Below are 19,772 nucleotides of genomic sequence, written 5' to 3' on the forward strand. Positions count from 1 at the left end.
TTACTTATCTATACAGCGTAAAATGCCCTACGAATTCCCTAGTATCTGCCTCTCCGTTGAGTTTTATGATGTACCAATAATCTCCGGAAGGTAAGTTGGTATCTTGGTAAATACCGTTCCACCCATCTTGGTTGTCTTTAAAACGGTACACCGTACGGCCGTATCTATCGTAAATACTGATAAAGATATCCGGGTAAATCTCAATATTTTTCGGACTCCAAATATCATTGTTACCATCTCCATTAGGTGTAAAGAAATTAGGGATTTCAATATCTATGAATTCCATATAAATACTTTGGGTACTTTCACAGCCATTTTCATCTACTACGGTAACGATATAAGTATCTGTTCTAGTAATGTAAAAAACGTTGTCAGAACCATTGTTGGTATCCCCAAAATAGTAGGTGTAGTTTTCTCTACCACCCGAAGCGGTTGCCGTTATCTGATTGATATTGGTCTCGGCTACGGTCAAAGTTAAGGGGTCAAATGATTCAATTTCAAAATCATAGGTGGCTACACAACCATTAGCGTGCGAAATGGCAACGTAATGGCTACCCGGAGCAATATCACGGAAGAACGGATTTAGTTGCATTTGGGAAGGGTTCATAGTATCAAGTCCAAAAAGAACGTCGTTTTCTATAGTTGGGTCCGCAAGCACAATATTCACATAATTGCTTGGTATGTTTCCGTTACAACCGTAGACCGGTTCAACAAGAGCTTCGAGGTTTACTCCGGATTCTATGGTAACCGTAATGGTTTCTTCACATCCTTGGGCATCTTCAACATAGATAATATATAGTCCGGAAGCTAAATCACTAAAGTTAGTTCTTCCTTCCACAAAATTGGTTTCTGTAAACAAACGGGTACTGTATGGAGCGGTACCACCTGTTATGGTCAAATCTATTTCGCCATTTTCCTCGCCAACACATATTTCAGGAGTAGCTAATGCTTCAACTTCCAATACCTCTGGTTGGGTAATGGTGGCTTCAATAACCTCAAAACAACCGTTAGAGTCCTGAACAATGATGGTATAGTCTCCAGGAGCTAATTCATCAAAAGTATTTTCATCTGTAAACTGATTCAAGTTTGGAGAGATGGCAAACTGATAGATTCCTGTACCGCCATTTACATTCACGGTAATGCTTCCGTCTTCGGCACCATTACAACTTACATCTACAATTTCTGGAGTAACTTCTAACGGAGCTGGTTCTACAATTGGAATTTCCGTTGAAACCACTTCACAATCATCACTCTGAACCCTAACGTAGTAGGAGCCCATTGGTAAATCTGTAAATAGACCTGTGTTCTGGTTAGGACGTATTTCATTGGTAAGCGCAGCGTCCGAGAATAGGGAGTACTGATAATTGCCCAATCCGCCATTGGCTTCAGCATCAATAACTGCTGTACTTTGACCGTTACAGTTTACTACAGCTGCAGAATCGTCTATTACCACTTGTAATGGCTCTATAGCATTGATGGTAATACTGTTGCTCTGAACGGAAACACAGTTAAAGCTATCCCTAACATAGTATTGGTAAGTGCCTGCGGTAATACCGGTAAACAAATGTGTGTCAGGACCACTTGTTTGGTTCATGGCATTAAAGTTGGTGCCGTCCGTACTCCACATATAAGGAGCGGTTCCACCAGAAGCGGTCAATAGCAACTCGGCATCGGACAGACAACTTAAGCGTTGAGCTGTGACCAATTGGCCTTCTACCTTTGTAGGTTCAACAATTTCCTCAATTGGTGTTTCAAAGCTACAGTTCATATCGTCTAATATGCTGATGCTATAAAAACCGGATCTTAAATTGCTAAAGGTATCGGTAGTCTGTGAGCTTGACGTCTGCAATAGGTTGGTACCGGAAGCATCATCGTACGTATTAAGAATGTATCTGTAGTTTGTGGTTACGTTCCTTGGGGAAACGGTGGCCGTAACAGAAGCATCCGCATCACCTTCACAGACTAAGGCTACGCTTGAAATTGTTGCGAAAATAGGGTCTGGGACAACCAATTCAAATGCATTGGCGAACGTAGGGTTACAACCTAAGTTGTCCGTTACTTCAACCGTATACTGCCCGGCTCCAAGACCTTGAAAAAGGAAACTAGTTACTTGGTTGGCTGTGTATGTTGTACCTGAACCGTTGTGGGTCAAGATAATGTCATACGGAGCTTTTCCTCCAGCAGGGGCAATGTTGGCGCTACCAAGGTCATTGGTACAACCTACATCTTCCGTATCTATTGGTGCTAGAGTTATTGGAGCGCTTGGTGTTGTAATGTTAAAGGACCTTACTTGTGTACAATTAGGGAAATCATCTTGTACTACTTCTACCAAATAGTTTCCTGCAGGTACGCTAATGGCGGGAGTAGGGCCAACATTGACAGAACTGCCCGTTAACACGGCAGCACCATCATCAGAACGGTCTGCCGGAGTACCATTGGTGTCATAAATAGAATAAGAGAATCCAGTAGTGTACGTAGCATCATCCAGTGTTAATCGAATACTGCCGTTGTCTCCATGGCAAACAACATCGGATAGTTTTTCAACGGTAACATCAAATGTATTCGGGTTTTCTACAGAATGACTACGGGTAATTTCACAACCTGTAGTGATATTTCGAATCCCAAAAGTATAGCTGCCAGCTCCAAGATTCAAGAACTGATTAGAAGCTTGGTATGTAGTGGACGGCAATTGTCTAAACTCATAGTTTGTTGGGTTGGTTGCAAAGTCCGTAATAGTGCTGGTTACATCAATACTGATGTCCTCTCCACTGTTGATACAGCTGATATCTCTAGTAACGGAAATAGTAGCGTCAACTAGTGCGTCATAAGCATTTACAGTAACTGTCCGTTCAACGGGACAACCTTTGCTATCAAAAACACGAACGATTACATCTCCGCCGGCAAAATCTGTATACTCATAAACTAGACTGCTGCCATCTTGAAGAACGTTTGAAGTAGCATCGTCAATGAAAACAAATCTATTGTAAGTACTACTTCCTCCTGAAATACTACTGTAATCAATAGTAATTTTTGCATTATTGGCGTCATTGTCACCTGTACAGCCAAATTGTTCTACAGCAGGTAGGGCAAATGAAATGAGGACATCCTCATTCACTACAACCGAATTCATAACTGTTGAACATCCGTTAGGGCCTTCTCCTGTTACGGTATACGTATCTCCAGGTAAGTTTATAAAAGATTGAATAGTGGCATCCCAAGATGCACCTACCGGCATTGGGGTCAAGGTAAAAGTCAAAGGATTATTACCATTGTTAACTTGGGCCACTTCTATACTACCGTCATTAGCACCTGAACAACTTACATCTGTAGGATTGGCGGTGAACTGTGGTTGAATAGCAGCAGGAACCTCTACTGTGAAACTTCTGCTACATTGTGGGGCCGAAGTTCCCATGTCGTAAACGTTAACAGTATATGTATCCGCTGCATCTATTATTGCATTGAAAGGATTGCTCGTTAAGGTTTGGCGTGCAATTTTAACCGCAGCAGAACTATCTACAATTTCGAATTCGTAATTACCAGAACCTGAAATTGCCTCAATCGCTATTTGCGCTTCATTACCGGCACCACAGCCCAATTGCTTATCCAAACCTGCTGTAGCCTGTAGGGTTGGGTGTACATCAATATTTTGTGAAGCTGTACAACCAGTTCCGTCTTTAATGAAAATATCATAATTTCCTGCAAGTACAGAGGTGAAATTACCCCCGTTATTCTCGTATGTGCTTCCACCATCCAAAGAATAAAGTACGGTTCCTGTTCCCGTAGAACTTACCGTAATGGTAGCATTGGTGCTGCAGTTATCTATATCAATAGCATCTATGGTAGGTAGTGCCATAAAATTCATGGTTACATTGCCCAATGCATACGAACAGCCATATTGGTCTTCTACGGAAACAGTATAAGTTCCCGCAGGCGAATTTGCCGCAATTTCAATAGGATTATCACCTGTAGCGGTAATGGTTGCAAACGGAGCAGGTCCGGTTACGGTATATAGATACGTACCGCCACCACCTCGTGCATTGTCAATTTCTATAAGTCCGGGACTCTCACAAGAAATATCCTGAATAGATTGTGGAACTCCAGTGATAGTATCCAGTTCATCTAGAATTTCATTTTCACTGGCGCTGATACATTGTGGGGTTCCAGAGCCATCTATTTGCTGAACTTCTATGAAGTATTCGTCTGCTGGTAAACCTGTAATATTAATGGTACCGGAATAGGCTACTACACCTCCGCTATTGCGGATAGCGTTACCATCAATATCATATAAAACCCATTCCATGCTTGGCTCAGTGCTTCCGTGATTATCGGTAATCGTATATTCAATTTCACCATTACTTGTGGCATTACAGGCAGGGGTAATACTGGCCGTAATTTCCATTGGATTGGTAACAATATCATTAACGTTTACACTACTTTGTCTTACACAACCTACGGCATCCCTTACGTAGAAAGCATAGGTTCTTCCTGGAATTAAATTCGGGAAGGTGTGAGTGGTCCCTGAAGGATATGCCACTGTCCATGGGTTGGTTGGAGTAACGGCGTTAAAGTTTGCCGGATCGTCCGAATAGGTGTACTCATAGGGAGCTGTACCGTTTTGACCACGTACACTAACCTGTAACTCATCACAATTAACGATTATTGGAAGAATTGTAATATCTAAATCATCCAATGGGTAAGGAATGATAAATCTAGGTAAATCGGTTTGACATATAGTAGCACCGCTACCATCTACCGTTCTTAATGAAGGCTCAACTTCCTCACCTGATAAATATCCTCTAAATTGATCGGAGGTTTGCCATGTAGTACCACCATCGGCACTAAATTCAACAGTTCCTATAGTGGTCGGGTAATTTAAAAAGTCAAACCCAAAATCATTAACATCACCCGTACAATTGGCGGGAGTTCTACCTTCTACATCACTGGTTAGTTCAATAGGTTCGTCAACAACAATACCTGTAACTGTTTGTACACACCCAGCGGCGTCAGTAATCTGTACGTCATATGTGCCTGGGGTTAAGTTGAAATAGGTTCTGGTATTGCTAACCACGTCCGTATCTGATTGGTCCGGGTTACCATTTGTAGTATCGATTAATCTGTAATCGAACGGTGCAAGTCCGCTTGTGATATTCACTTCAATACTTCCGTTGCCACCAAAACATTCGGCATCCTTTGGGACCGCGGTAAAGGATAAGGTAGGATTGGCTTGAACCTCTTCCGTGACGGTTGTTTGACAATAATTGGTTCCGTTGGATTTATCCCTTACATAAATATCATAATTTCCAATATCGGCTACAGGTACGTCCCTAGTATTGGTTGCAGCAAAATCTGCATCCGTAACCGTATTTCCGCTAGGTATAAATGCATACATATAATTGGTATCTCCTCCATTTGCGGTTGCGGTTAAAGTACCATCTGCACAACTGCTGGCATTGGTTACAGAAACACTTAAGGTAACGGCAGGAGCTATGGTAATAGACTGAATTCCTGAGGAACATCCATATTGGTCTTTTACTTCTACATCATACGTTCCTTCCGATAAGTTGTTAAAAGTAAATGTAGTTCCGTTGATAGGTGTTGGGGTCTGTTCTGCACCTGTACCTAATTTAAATGTATAGTTGCCATTTCCGTTCGTGACGGTTGCGGTTACGCTTCCATTATTAAGACCGTCATAACACTGGGTAGCCGCTAGGTCTACAGAGATTGGAGTAGGGGCAATTACGGTAACTGGCACTGTAGATAATGCTTCGCAGTTGTTCGTATCGGAGATTCTAACCAGGTAATCACCCGCAGGAACATTCAAGAACTGATTAGACGTGCTAAATGCACGAACCATGGTACCATCCGTAAGTTCCAACTGATATTCGTATCCTGGTGTTCCTTCTGTTGCCGTTGCCTCCAACGTTGCACCTGTGTTTAAGCAGGTAAACTCAGCTGTTTGTTGTAAAGTTGCAGTCAACGCATTTGGTGAAGTCAAAGTAACTGATGTTGCTGAGGTTGCCGTACATGTATTGTCATCTACTTTACGAGCCATTACGCTGTACGTACCATCGGCCAAGGTAGCAGCTGAGGTAATTGGAGAAGTGGTTTCCGCTGTCCAAGTGGTACCTCCATCCAAAGAGTATTCATATCCAAAAGCAGGATTGAAATTATCGACTTCAAAGCGAATACTACCATTGTTACTTCCATTACAAGTCGGGTTTGTACTTCCAAGGATATTTACCTCAAAAGCTTTACCAGTCTCTACAACCACTGTAATATCTGCGGTTTTATTACAGATTTCAGGTACTTGAGTGGCTTGAATATCGTCAAGGACCAAAAAGTTTCCATCATCACTATCCAGATTGGTACGAAGCACGATACCAACGGCAGTGTTTGTACCAGGATTAAACGTAACCTCTCTTAAGTGCCAATCATTTGCATTGGTATTCTGTGGAATAGAGCCGGTAGCTTGACTACTAATAACGGTGCCAGAAGCATTTACTAGTTCCACAAGCACTTCAGGGTTGTTGCCTGGTGTACCATCTATTTGTAAGTTATAAGCATAAAACGAAATAGTTATGTCTTGATTGGCAAGAACTTCAAGACCAGACCTGGACCATAATACGTTATTGTTACCGGCCGAGGTGCTTACACCTATAGCCATGAATCTACCGTTTGTAAGACCGGAATGGTCATTAGGACTTCTCCAAGTAGTATTCGGGTTTGTAACTCTATCCGTTACTGCATATTCTGCATTTACTAAAATACCTGCAGGACCAAGGTTACAGTTAGTTTCGCTGCCGTCTTGTGGTTCGTAACAATATCCAGGACCTATTTCCGCAATTTGGGTAGTAGAACCTGTACCAAAATTCTCTAGTAGTACAGTACTTTGCCCAGCTGAAATTGTACTGGTATAACCTACGGTTACCGTTTGTGTTCCAGATGCTACATTATTAAAAATGTTGCTGTCAATTGGTGTATTATCGGTTCCGTTTAGTTGATAAGTATATGTAAAATCAGTTGTGTTGGATGGCGTAATCGTTATGATCCCGTTTCCGTCACAAGCGTAGGTAATAGCATTATCAAAACTTGGGTCGTTTGCTGTAGTCGGTACGGTAATTTCTAAATCCGTAGTACATCCTAACGCGTCCATTACTACCATTTGGTGGGTTCCAGGAGCTAGGCGTTTTTCATCCACAACATCAAAAGAACTACCTCCGTCAAAGCTGAATTCATAAGGTGCCTGACCTCCTGTAGTATTTAAGATTTTTACAAGTGCGGTTGCAGGCGTAGCTCCGGAAGTATCGCAAGAAGCATCTTCTATGATAGCTGGGGATGCAGTAAGTCTAAACGGCTGCATTACCTCATAGTCAATAGATTCCTCACAACCATTTCCGCTAGGGTTGCTAGAATCCTTAACGGTTATAGTGTAAATACCAGCTGAAATGTTGTTGAAAAAATTCTCGGATTGATAGGTTGTTCCCCCATCAAGACTGTATTGATATGGAGCGATACCTCCTGTGGCGTTAATCGTTAGTACCGATGTGGCTGAATCGGCACAGTTGATATCTGTATTAGATGCGGTGATGCTCACTGAACCAAAATCGTTCATGGTTACGATATTGGAAAGCCCGTAACAGCCATTGTCATCTCTTACAACAAAAACATAATCACCATCTTCATTAGGGATGTAGGTGGAAGAAGCTAGGTCATAACCGAATAAGAATGTGGCATTCTCTGAAAATTCAGAATCCGGTATAGTGGTTTCATCGGCATAAGTAGCAACTCCGTCTTTACTATATATAGCATACTCATAGCCAGTTGTTCCACCCGATACTGAAAGGTTAATAGCACCAGAGGTACAAGTGATGTTCTCCAGATTGGTCGCTGTCAGGCTTAATTCTGGAATTTCATTTACCGTAATAGTGCTTTCATCTCTACAGCCATCCACTGTAGTGGTTACCACTACATAGTCACCTTCAGAAAGACCGATAAATGTATGCGTGTTATCTGAGGAAACAAGGTTGTTGGTAACAAACGCTCCGGCATTACCACTTCCGTCACCATAATAAAGTTCATAACTGTATTCTGGAGAAACGTTCAACGCTTGTACGGATATGGTTCCAGAATCATTACAATCAAAAGGAGTTGAACCTAGGGTTACCTCAAATATCCTTTCCGAAATACCAACTTCTTCCGTCTCAAAAATACAACTGTTGGCTATTGGACTACCCGTAGATGGGTTAATTTGTGTAATCTGTACTTTATACGTTCCGCTTACGGCAATGTCAAAAATTGGTCCTTGCCCGGCACTGAACGGCACTGCTATTGTATTGTTTTCTACATCGTACAACTGATATCCGTAGCCCGATCCCAAATCGATAACACGTATGGAACCATCTGTATCACAAATAATATCTGATGTATCCGGTTCTGGTATATCCAAAGTGTTTTGGTAGGCATTGAAATAGAACCTGCTAAAACAACCTCCTTCGTAAGCGATTACCACTCTGTATTTACCACTATTGGTAATCGTAAAATTGTTGGATACTTCTTCTTGCGTCCAAGACCAGTTACTGTCCGTATTCGCACAGTCATCACTTACCTCGCCACATGTAGCTTCGGAACAGCTACTTTCGTCAAGTTTTTCCCAAGTAATACTCTGTGCATCTGTAATGCCCAACTGAATAAAGGCGCTGTCTCCAGTTCCACAAAGGAATATGTTTGGCATGGAGTTACCGTCTATAGAGCAGGTAACTATTTCACCTTGAATATCATTATCGGGATTCGTGTCTCCGTTTACTTGATTAAAGTATTCTATAATAGGGTTGGTCTGCGTTTCTCCATAGCGTTCTACGGAAATAAGTTCAGTATGGTTAGAACAACCGTTACTAACTGTTTTTTCTACTATATAGTTGCCAATGTTGGTTATAGTGATTGTACTAGGGTCGTTATCTGGGTCTCCGTCGTTAAGGATAGTGTCACCAGAATCTATAGTTCCGTTGTTATTATTGTCAATAGCCCAATTGTAGGTTTCAAAACCAGATCCGGCCGTAAGTTCAGCTTCCGTTCCACAAAGTTGTACGGAACGTGCCACATTACAGTTGGTTAAAGCATCGGCGACGTTATTGTTGGCAACTTCAAGGTCGGTAACACAAGAGCCCGCCGTATTGCTACCGTCTTCGTCAGAAAAGGTATTCGTATTAACGATACCTTGGTACGTAGCAAAAGCTTGATTTTCCAATTGAGAGGCGCAAGCAGCCACAAATTCAGAACAATCACCGGATATGGTAACCGTAATCTTAATTTTATATTCTGGGTCATCAATTTCGACCAAGTTATCTGGAATAGTAAAATCTATGGTATTCGTGCCTGCATTGTAGGTATTGGTTACTCCAGGAGCGTCATCAATATTGATATTATCTAGCGTAACATTATTTGGCAATACATTTCTAATCGTAAAATTGGTGGCATCATCATCACCTGTATTTTGAAAGCGGAGCACATAGTTAAACGTATCTCCTAGATTCACATCTTGCCCGTTAATATCCGTGCCGCCCAATAATTCAGAAGTGTTGCCCAAGTTAATGACCGGTGCGTAAACTTGTGTGTAAGAAGCTGCATTTACGGTACCGTCATTAGGGTCTACTACAGGAACACCAGTACCGTATTCTCCGCCATCTCCGCCATCTGCGGAATCACTTTTGTAAAATTCGTTTGCATCGCTACATCCATCATCATCACTATCTAAGTCCAAATGATCAGGATAACCATCCATATCCGTATCCAAGTTCGAGCAAAATCCGGAGAAGGACGCTGTATTGTAGGATAAAAATGCAACATCGGCATTTGAACTAAGTTGCAAGCGTAGATAGGCCACATTACTTAAACTAGCGGTGGGTATTCCAAATTCTGATAATTCTACTGTGGCCAAGCGGTAATCTCTTGTGGTGTTATTATAGAAAATACTTCCGTTTGCGTGATAAATATCTAATCTGTACGAACCAACAACATTTGCAAGTGCACCGCCGCTATAGGCTTGCACACGTACAGCATTTCCTAGAGGAGCGCCTGAAGCATCATAAAGACTAACAACATGACCTACACCACTTGGGTCTGCCACTTGGGTCAATAATATATCTGGTATACCATCTCCAACATTGGTAGCTACTATAGGATCTATTTCATAGGTCCATGTGTCACCAATGTTAACAATACCAGAACCAAGATCTAATCCATTTTGTCCGTGGGTCAATAAAGGATTTAATGGGTCTGAGGTAGGGTCGTTAACAATGGTCAACCCTAAAGCATTATTGTTGTTACCGTCATTTAAATTCGCTTCAAATGTTGCTTCGCCATAAATATTATTTGAAGGTGTCAAGGCCATCCAGCTAGATTCTGTAGCCGAAATGTCTGCAATTCCATCATTATTGGAGTCTATGCCATCTAATAAACCATTAGCGTCAGCATCAAAAAGATTATCGTCTGCAACACCGGTGGAGAAAGTAGTACCTCCTGATGTGAATGCCAATAATTCATGTGATAAGTTAGGTAATACGGGATTATTTGAAGCTGTAGAACTTCGCCAAAAACCTCCGTAATTAGAGAAAATTTCTGTTACCGCAGTACCCCCTTGTATAGTACTTGAAGGAGAAGTGAAATTAACATCACTAGATATGATACACATTTGTTCAACAGCATCATAAATACCGTCATTATCATCATCCAAATCAACACTATCTACTACGCCGTCATTATCAAAATCATTATGTACTATAATTCGGGCAGAGGGCTCGTCCCTTGTAGTGTTGGCATCCGTTTGGTCTTGAGAATTGGTAGCCGTATTGACGAGGTTGACTAAAGGCAAAATGTCTATTTCATCTGCAGTTACTTGCAAGTTTAAAAAGGCAACTTCTCCTGGAGCCAAGGTGCCAATGTTCCAAACACTACCATTCCAAGAACCTTTAATGGTATTAGCTGAGTTTAAGGTCAACCCTGCTGGAATATTATCTGTAATCCGTAAGTTGGTAATATCATTAAAGTACAAATTCTCTACTCTAATGGTAAAGGTGGCCGTTTCGCCTTCTACTATTTCTGGTTTATCAACTGTTTTGTCAACCTTAACGTCTGGTTCACAGTAGAAAATTTTAATAGATTGCGAATCATAGGTACAAGGTCCTTTTGTACCTCTTACGAAGTAGTCACCCGCAATAGTCGCGGCATAATCAAACGAGTTTGCACCTGGAATCAACACTCCATCAAAATACCATTGATAGGCATCAAAATTATCATCCGATGCTTCGAAAATACTAGAACCGGAAAAACATTCTCCAACGGTACCTCCGTTAATTTCGAGCCTTACTTCCGGAACGGTATCAAAACCTGAGAAATAACCTGCAACACCCTGTGCCCCGTTATAACCAAAGAAACCGATAGCCATAGGCCCGGTTGAAGTAACACTGATATCTCCATTTAGATTAGGTATGAAAAATGTTTTCCAGTCTGACGAGCCGGCAACCGCTTCGGACGCTGGTTTGCTTATTTCTACACCATCTTGAAAAACCTTTACATTATTGTCCGGTGTATTTACCGATGCGGTAATCGTTAGTCCACCGGTCATTATTGATGTGGCTACGTTCCTGATATCCGGAATGTTGTCCATTCTATCCGGTAATAAACAATTTACCGGAGCCACAAAATTTAGACCTTGGGTATACAACGCGGAGGAACCCGCTACGGATTGATAAGCGTATGTATCTTTTGATGTTTGAACGAACATGTTACCACCAGCGGAATTGCGAGAATAATTACTGCTAGGAATTTTAAAATACTCGCCATTGTCTATTGTTGCGATAGGGGCTGTATTCCCGTTTACAAAAATCTGTGTATTATCTGCCGTAGCAATAATCAATGGAAATTCTGTAAGTCCGTTGGTATTTCCGTTACCTCTGATAAAAACATAGTCCTTACCCAGTTTATTTACTGGAACAGGTTGGTCAATACCGGCATCCCTATGACTTTGCCCGTCTTGACTACCAAAGTTTATAGAACCGTTACTAATTACAATATCATTGTTAGAAACAATTGAAGCCCCGATCCAACCATCTTCATGGGCTCGGGTATATGAATTACCTATATAGGTCTCAAATACGAACGATTCATTTTTATCTAAAGTTATAGTGTAGGAGTCTGCAGTAATACCGGCCCTGTTGTTACCGACCCTAAACTGACAGCCGGAATCATAACCGGACAAGGTTACTGTGGTATTATCCTCAGTGGCCATAATACCTAAGGTGTTGGATTTTGAAGAATGGGTACCTTTATTCGGTACACCTCCCCATTTAAAATTAGTACCTAGCGCTTGCCTTCCCTTTGCGGTTAAAGAAGCGGCCTGTGATCCGGACTTACCTCTATAGTTAACATAGAATTCTTGCCCGCCCGGTGCCTCAAAACGCAATCCGCTATTTGTAAGTACAACCCCGGTATTACTGTTACTAACCAATGTAATATTGTTGTCTCCGTTACTTAGGGTCCAAACGGCCGAATTTAGATTGTCAATAGAAAAGGTCTGTATAGGAGTATTGCTCGTACCTCTATAGGCGTTAACGGTAAAAGGTGTTGTTTCAGGTGTAGACAAATGAATTGCCTGGTTTTGTATACCTTGGTTATTTTGACCTTGCTTTAATGGGGGTAGGTAATGAAGATCACTTAATTGTGAATAACCGAAAAATGCATTAAACGCAATAAAAAGATAAAGGATGCCCTTTAGAGATGGCTTTAGTAACGTATTCATTGGTCTGGTCAATTTGGAACTGTAACAAAATAACTAAGGTTGCCCCACTCTGCTAAATAAATGTTGTAAACCCTCTAAAAGATGTTGTTTTAAGCGTAATTCTTGTAAGTTGTCTTATAATTTGTGGGAATTGATTAATTTGTAAGGAAATTGGAAATATGTCAGAAGAACGACTCATGTCGAAGAAAAAACCAGCGTACCCGGTGAGCAAGAAGCTAGACCAATATTTAGGGCATTATAGCCGAAAAATAGAGATACCCATCTTTTATGAGGATTTGTTACGTTTTGCTGGCTCTGTAGTGGTCTATGATTCTGATGATGAGGATACACTGTGGATACGGGTATATTATTCAGAGTTTGATAGAATTGAAATTGATAATAGCCTAAAGAAGGTATATTCCATACTCCATTCGGATGGTAGTGATAACATTCATCAATACTTAAATGTAGATGCAGTAGACTTTTGCACCTTTGGAAACTCCAAACCTTTTCGGATAAAGGTCAGGAATATTTTAAACGATAACTTCACCTATTTTTATGTAAAAAAGACCGATGCATCCAGGATATACGGACTGGAATTAGAGCATATGCTTTCTCCTTATAACCTTAACTTTTTGGTCTACAAAGACACCTTGATAGAAGAGCATATTGCCGGTATTCCGGGAGATGTTTTTATAAAGGATATGTTGCCCAATTGTACGGAATCCGAAAAATCTCAATTGGCCAAAGAATTCGTAAAATTCAATGAGCGTTGTATGATTCGTTTATTGGGAGATATGAGGTCTTACAATTACGTTATTGTTCCTGTTCATGACTTTGACCATGTGGTTTATCGTATACGTGCCATAGATTTTGATCAACAGTGTTTTGAAGGGAAACTAAAGGTATATAGACCTCAATTTTTTAAGGAAAATTTTCAGATGGTAGAGCTTGTAAGGAAAAAGCTGAGAAGAGATTCCGTAGATCAATATAAGTTGGAAGAAAGGTCTATTGTTGCCAAGCGAATTTTAAGTTCTGGAGCACGTATAAAACGGCTTCGTGGCATTGTTAAGAAAGATACGATTTCTACTCGGGAAAATTTAGAAATGTTACGAGAACAAATCTACGAACTAACACTGGACCAGCAATTTAGGAAGTCTGAAACTATGGGCGAAGTATTGGATTTAGCCTTGAACTTTGTACGTCGTAATTACGAAGATGTGAGTATGAAGCAAATATTGGAACAACGTATAAAAATACAGTAATAAAAGGGGTTGTTGGCATCAAAGGTAATAGCACTTTAGTGATACCAACAACCCTAATTTTTAGTTTTTTTCCTCTTTGTTAAAATAAACAAGGTAGTAGTACATTTGGCGTTCTTCGTCCCAGCCCTTTTCTACAAATTTCTCTGCAGATTCTGGATTTATAAAATCCATTTTAATCTGTATGTTGGTGTCTAGGTTAATGACATTTTTTATTTTCTTTCGAGCGTCGGATACGGCTTTGTTCGCAATATCAAAATTAGATACGTCCTCAATACTAAATTTGGGTCCTTTTTCTACCTTATAGTTTTTGAATTCGGGTATTAATTCAGGATTTTCCATTACTTCGTTCAGGAATCCTGTCTCTTCAAAAGCATCGTTCTTAGCAAAATGGTTAACCGCACGGTTCATAAAGAGAACCTCTTGTTGCTTATCCTCGGCAGGCAATACCACATCTTTTGCAAAATTCTGACAAAACTTCAAATAGTTTTTAGTGTAGAAGTTTTCATCAGCAAGTGCCTCTACATCCAAGAAATTTTCTAGCCAATATTTGGTGTCATAGCGGTTACTGTCTACAGAAAGAATTTTATATCCTTCTTCTTTGTTTACGTTGAATATAAGACAACCTTTATCTAATTTGTTAATGTTGATACCTTGCTGGATTACAATATCTAGGTTGCTTCCTTTTTCCTCAAATTGAAGAAAATCATGTTTTAGCTCACTTTTGAAAACACCAATAGCTTCGGTCTTTTCATTATCCAGCATAACATTAGACAAATGCGCCACATAGACCTCACCACTTTTAATATGTGGGTGGTTGGATTGTTCAAAAAGGTGTTGTGCTATTTTTTTAGAATTTACGTGCATGCTTTCCGGATCGGAAAACATATCTGTAACTACTTTAAAGAGTTCGTTAAACTCAACATCTACATCATTTACAAACTTAAAATAGTTCTCTTCCTTCTCACGAAAAGGCTTAAAAAAGTACTCTTTAAGGAGACCGGTAGTCTCATCATTTAAAGAAAAAGGCTCCTCGGAAAGAAAGATACCTTCGCCTTTGTTTTTGTTCCCCACACGGTGCAGGGAAATTGTTTCGATTTGGGTAGGATATAGGTTAATCATATTTTAATAGCTGTTTTAATTCTTGATAAGGTACGTGTTGCTTAAAATTAGAATGCTAAATGGATTTGTAAAGATGGATATATTGCTGGTCCGAAAGAAACAAATTAATTCCAGTTTTCATCAAAATCCAAATCATCGTAATTGTCAAAAGTATCGTCAAAATCAAACTTGGGTTTGGACTCAAAATTCTTTTCTGGTGGAGTTTCGGGAAGTTCACCAAAGCTGAACAATACGTTGGGGTATGCAATACCGGATTCAGGTTCAACAATATCCGCTAGTTCTACATAGAACGTCCACATACTTAAAAAATCATAAACGTAAATCAGTTTTGGGCTGTTTTCCGTCATGATATCCTCCAAAAACGTTTCGTTCATCAAGCGTACGTCAGAACCGTTATCGCTCATATCAAAAAGGGCGATTTCCTCATCTTGGTTCCATTCTTCATCGCAAGTGTAAAAAGAGGCCATTTCATTTCCAAGAAACCCAAAAGATTGTGCAATAGCATTATGAAACTCTTCCATAGAAGTACTGGCTTCTATTTCTAGGTCTCGGAAAATATCCTCTTTTGCATCTAATATGACACGTATTTTGTAAATCATAACCACAATTTTTAAGGGTTGACAAAGTTACAAAGATTTATAGCTTCTTTTAGCACTTAACGCTTCTAAAAGCAAATAAAACTGAACCCCAAAAAGCAAGCTGGCCAATACCAGATGAATAGGCTGTGATGCGAACGGAAAATGAAAGTAGTACATGACAACACCGGACAAGGCCTCTAACAGCAAGAATAGTAGTACCCAATTTATTTTAGGGAAATTAAGTTTGTATTTAAAAATGCGTTGAGCCAGAAAAACGTTGAGCAGTACAACAACTATTGAAAACGAACGATGTACGTAAAAATGCCAATCTGCATTAACTAGCCATTGGTTTTTTGCCGCATCGCCAAAAATATCCATCTGATCATCTACAAATTGTCTTACCTGAGTACCTAGAATTACTTGCACCAAGGTCATAAAAAGTAGCAGCGCTACAAGCGGAACAATATCTCTGTAATTTTTGGGTTTTTCTACTTTTCCTTTTGTTAAGTAGATAATGTATAGAAGAACGGCCACAATAACCAATGCCATAACCATGTGGACCGTGATTTTAACCGGCTCTAAGACGGAATAGACTACCGTTGCACCCAACCAGGCTTGAAAGCCCATACCGAAGACTACGAGCCATGACAGAACGGTTATTTTTTTATTGGTTTTAAATTGCGGGATAGACATAACGGCAAGCACTAAAGTAGCCAGACCTGCCAAAGCACCAAATAGGCGATTGATGTACTCTATCCATGTATGGGCGGGATTAAACTGAGCATAATCATGTTTGGTGTAAGTTTTCCAGTTGTTTTTATCAAACGAAGTGCTGGTTCTAAAACTTTCCGTGGCCACTTGAAGAGTTTCGTCTACAATAATGATTTGGCCTTTCTTGATATCGGTATCTGGCTTCCATTGTAGTTGTGAAATTTCAGTGGGAGGAATATAGTGTCCAAAACATTTGGGCCAATCCGGGCACCCCATTCCACTTCCTGTTCCACGTACCACGGCACCGGCAACAATAACAAGATATACGAGGACCAGGGCTACTTTAGCCACTTTTCTGAAGTTCTTTTGCATAGGAAGTTTCCTTTGTGCAAAAATAAGGCTCCTAGAATTATTTTACCCCCTCTCTAATGCTATTTCTTAGACAGGAACCAAGTTATTTTTCTATTACAATAAATTCTGAACGTCTATTCAGTTGATGCTTGCTTTCCGAGCATCTTACACCATTGGCGCAATCGTTCAATAATTGGGTTTCACCGTAACCCGTACCGGAAATTCGGGAAGAATCTATTCCTTTTGATGTTATGTAAGCTACCGTTCTCATAGCCCTTCTTTTGGATAACCATAAATTATAGTCATCTCCCTCACGGCTATCCGTATGTGATCCTACGGCAATTTTTATATCCGGTCTTTTACTCATATAATCAACTACCTTGTCCAATTCGGTGTAGGCGTCCTTTCTTAGGTAGGAGCTGTTCAGGTCAAAATAAATAGGGGTAAGCTTTAATATTTTGACCAAATCGGAACCTACATCTGCAACTTTGGTAGACAGTTCTAGCTCTAAACGCGTACCACTAATCTGTTTTTTATCGCTGGTAGTGAGCATAAACAACGTGCCAACCTCATAACCTTCTTTTTTGCCGGAGAGCTGGTATTGCTTTTCTTGGCAGGGGATACGTATAGTGTACGAGCCATCAGAAGCGGTCAGGGTCTCTGCCAACTTCTGCCCATCATAGTCCAGCGCTTCAATAAGAGTTTCTGCCAATGGTTGGTCAGAATCCTTATCATAGGCATTTCCTTCTATAAAGGTAAAGCAGTCAGTATCATTTCGTTTTAAGGTATATATATCGTCATTGCCTTTTCCACCTTTTCTGTTGGAAGCAAAATAGCCTATTTCTTCGGATGGGTCCAATACAAGTGAAAAATCATCTTCGGGGCTATTAATAGGGCTTCCCAAATTGGTTACCTTATTTTCAGTATTAATATCGAATTTGAAAATATCAAGTCCGCCTAGACCAGGGTGTCCATTAGAGGCAAAATATAAAATTCCTGAATCCGAAATAAAGGGAAACGTTTCTTTACCTTCGGTATTTATAGGAGCTCCTAAATTCTTGGGTTCTCCAAAACTACCATCGGATAATACATCTACCACGTAAATATCAGAAGCGCCCATTCCACCGGGCATATCGGAAGCAAAATAGAGTTTTGTTCCGTCTGAACTTAAAGAAGGATGGGCAACCGAAAAATTGGTGCCGTTAAAGGGGAGGTCTTCTGGTTCTTGCCAAATTTCATTTGTATTGAAAGCTCTGTATATCTTTAACCTACTGATTCCATTTTTATCCCTTTTGAAAGATTTTTTGGAAAAATTGTTCCTTGTGAAATAAACAGTTTTTCCATCCTTTGAAAAAGATGTAGAGGATTCATTGGCTTTGGTATTTAGAACCTCTGAAAGTACAGAAAGCTGTCCCGTTTTGCCCTTTTCTCCAACTTCGCACTCATATAAATTAAGGTAGGGAAGGGGACTGTATTTTTGGGTTTCCAAGTCTCTGGAGGTAGTAAATACGAGGTTTTTTAAAAAATGAGATGGGGCAAAATCCGATTCTTCGGAATTAATTGCAGCTAGGTTCTCTATCGTATATTGTTCCTTTGGAATTTGAATCTCTTTTAGATATTCCGGATTACGGGCGTGCAGATTGGCCCGGGTGTCATTGTTCTTTATTTTTTTGAATTTCTCCATCCATTGGTTGGACTCATCATATCGTTTTATGGATTTGAGCGCTAAAGCATACCTGTAAAGATAGTCTGGAGAAACTGCAACTTGGTCGTTTTCTAAAAGCTTCCCATACCAAAAAGTGGCTACGTCATAGTTGGCACTATGGTAATTGGCATTACCAAGTTTCTTGTGAATAGTGACTTCATCATACCCTTTTTCCAGCAAAGATGCATAGGACTCAATTTCCTGCATGTAGGCATAATGGTCAAAGTTATCAACATCCGTGTCTTTCTTTTTCCTCTGCGAAAAACAATTCGTGCTCCAGCAGATTAAAAGGATTAGAAGTAATAGATATGTGGGTTTTATCTTCATATCTAAAAGAATCTTGGGGTTAAATCTATTTTAGCGCTTTTAATGAATTCATATCTAAGGAACATTTCAAAAGAACCGTTGTTAAATTGTTGCCCTCCCAGAGATGATATTTCACGGTCATAGGCTAGTCCTAGCATAAACTTTTTTCCCATTTGAAATCCAAATAACGCGCTCACTGCAGCATCTAGCCGATATGCCGCTCCCAATGTGAATTTTTCATTGAGCAGGAAATTGGCGGAAACATCCACTTGAAGTGGAGCTCCGGCAACTGCCTTGATGAGGTATGCCGGTTTGAATTTTAAGTTTGAATTTAGGTCAAAGACATAACCCGATATTAAATAGACATTCACACGCTCTGAAGCTATTACGGTGCCATCATCATCTGGATTTTGAAAATGTCCGGTTTCTAAGAGGTTAGGGGTAGAGAGACCTATGTAGAACTTGTTGGAGTAGAAATAAACGCCAGCCCCAATACTAGGGGAAAACTTTTTGTAGAGTTCACTTTCTACGGAAGGTGCCAAGTTAGCACTATAATTCCTTAACTTATTGAAATCTACATTTAATAGATGACCTCCGGCTGAAAGGCCGAATGAAAGTTTGTAGTTTTCCGATGTTGGAATATTATATGAGAAACCAAGATCAAAATTTGTGTTTTGGTTGGTGTTATTCCCTATTTCGTCATGAACGATAGAAAAACCTAAACCTATTTTATTAGTATAAGGTCCTTGGATATTGAAGGTTTGGGTACTAGGTGCGCCATCCAAGCCTACCCATTGTGACCTATGTAATAGGGAGACCCCAAGGACATCTCTAGAACCGGCATATGCAGGGTTCACAGACAATGTGTTGTACATGTACTGAGTGAACTGCGCATCTTGCTGACCAAAGCAAAAAACAGTGGTTAGAAGTAGTATTAGAGATGTAAGTTTTTTTTTCATCCTTAA

The 19,772-nt window shown here is 40.2% G+C and carries 7 protein-coding genes; 1 reads left to right on the forward strand and 6 read right to left on the reverse strand.

Features of this window, described 5'->3' with window-relative positions:
• Positions 1–4: 4 nt before the first annotated feature.
• Positions 5–12,793: a T9SS type B sorting domain-containing protein gene (locus SJY45_RS18455; protein ID WP_400072623.1), complete on the reverse strand. Its 12,789-nt coding sequence runs from the start codon at positions 12,791–12,793 to the stop codon at positions 5–7.
• 158 nt (positions 12,794–12,951) lie between these two features.
• Here SJY45_RS18455 and SJY45_RS18460 point away from each other — a divergent pair, with 158 nt between their 5' ends.
• The gene (locus SJY45_RS18460; RefSeq protein ID WP_215441556.1) at positions 12,952–14,037 is read left to right on the forward strand and encodes a hypothetical protein; all 1,086 of its coding nucleotides are present in this window, start codon (positions 12,952–12,954) and stop codon (positions 14,035–14,037) included.
• A gap of 60 nt (positions 14,038–14,097) precedes the next feature.
• Here the strand turns inward: SJY45_RS18460 and SJY45_RS18465 are convergent, their stop codons facing one another.
• From SJY45_RS18465 to SJY45_RS18485, 5 genes are all read right to left on the reverse strand, one after another.
• The gene (locus SJY45_RS18465) at positions 14,098–15,156 is read right to left on the reverse strand and encodes a nucleoid-associated protein (RefSeq protein ID WP_215441558.1); all 1,059 of its coding nucleotides are present in this window, start codon (positions 15,154–15,156) and stop codon (positions 14,098–14,100) included.
• 104 nt (positions 15,157–15,260) lie between these two features.
• Complete coding sequence (locus tag SJY45_RS18470; RefSeq protein ID WP_215441560.1) at positions 15,261–15,755, reverse strand: IS1096 element passenger TnpR family protein; 495 nt, start codon at positions 15,753–15,755, stop codon at positions 15,261–15,263.
• A 27-nt stretch (positions 15,756–15,782) separates the two neighbouring features.
• Entirely contained in the window at positions 15,783–16,817 is a 1,035-nt protein-coding gene (locus SJY45_RS18475) for a heme A synthase (RefSeq protein ID WP_400072626.1), read from the reverse strand.
• 82 nt (positions 16,818–16,899) lie between these two features.
• Positions 16,900–18,828, reverse strand: coding sequence for an OmpA family protein (locus tag SJY45_RS18480; RefSeq protein ID WP_400072628.1), 1,929 nt, complete (start codon positions 18,826–18,828; stop codon positions 16,900–16,902).
• A 2-nt stretch (positions 18,829–18,830) separates the two neighbouring features.
• Complete coding sequence (locus SJY45_RS18485; RefSeq protein WP_400072630.1) at positions 18,831–19,766, reverse strand: type IX secretion system membrane protein PorP/SprF; 936 nt, start codon at positions 19,764–19,766, stop codon at positions 18,831–18,833.
• Positions 19,767–19,772 lie beyond the last annotated feature (6 nt).

Origin of the sequence: Zobellia russellii, from assembly GCF_044597075.1 — a bacterium.
Lineage (GTDB): Bacteria > Bacteroidota > Bacteroidia > Flavobacteriales > Flavobacteriaceae > Zobellia > Zobellia russellii.

What these genes read in the sequence shown, in the direction of transcription:
- SJY45_RS18455 (WP_400072623.1), bottom strand. Translation starts at nt 12,793, where the DNA reads ATGAATACGTTACTAAAGCCATCTCTAAAGGGCATCCTTTATCTTTTT.
- SJY45_RS18460 (WP_215441556.1), top strand. Translation starts at nt 12,952, where the DNA reads ATGTCAGAAGAACGACTCATGTCGAAGAAAAAACCAGCGTACCCGGTG.
- SJY45_RS18465 (WP_215441558.1), bottom strand. Translation starts at nt 15,156, where the DNA reads ATGATTAACCTATATCCTACCCAAATCGAAACAATTTCCCTGCACCGT.
- SJY45_RS18470 (WP_215441560.1), bottom strand. Translation starts at nt 15,755, where the DNA reads ATGATTTACAAAATACGTGTCATATTAGATGCAAAAGAGGATATTTTC.
- SJY45_RS18475 (WP_400072626.1), bottom strand. Translation starts at nt 16,817, where the DNA reads ATGCAAAAGAACTTCAGAAAAGTGGCTAAAGTAGCCCTGGTCCTCGTA.
- SJY45_RS18480 (WP_400072628.1), bottom strand. Translation starts at nt 18,828, where the DNA reads ATGAAGATAAAACCCACATATCTATTACTTCTAATCCTTTTAATCTGC.
- SJY45_RS18485 (WP_400072630.1), bottom strand. Translation starts at nt 19,766, where the DNA reads ATGAAAAAAAAACTTACATCTCTAATACTACTTCTAACCACTGTTTTT.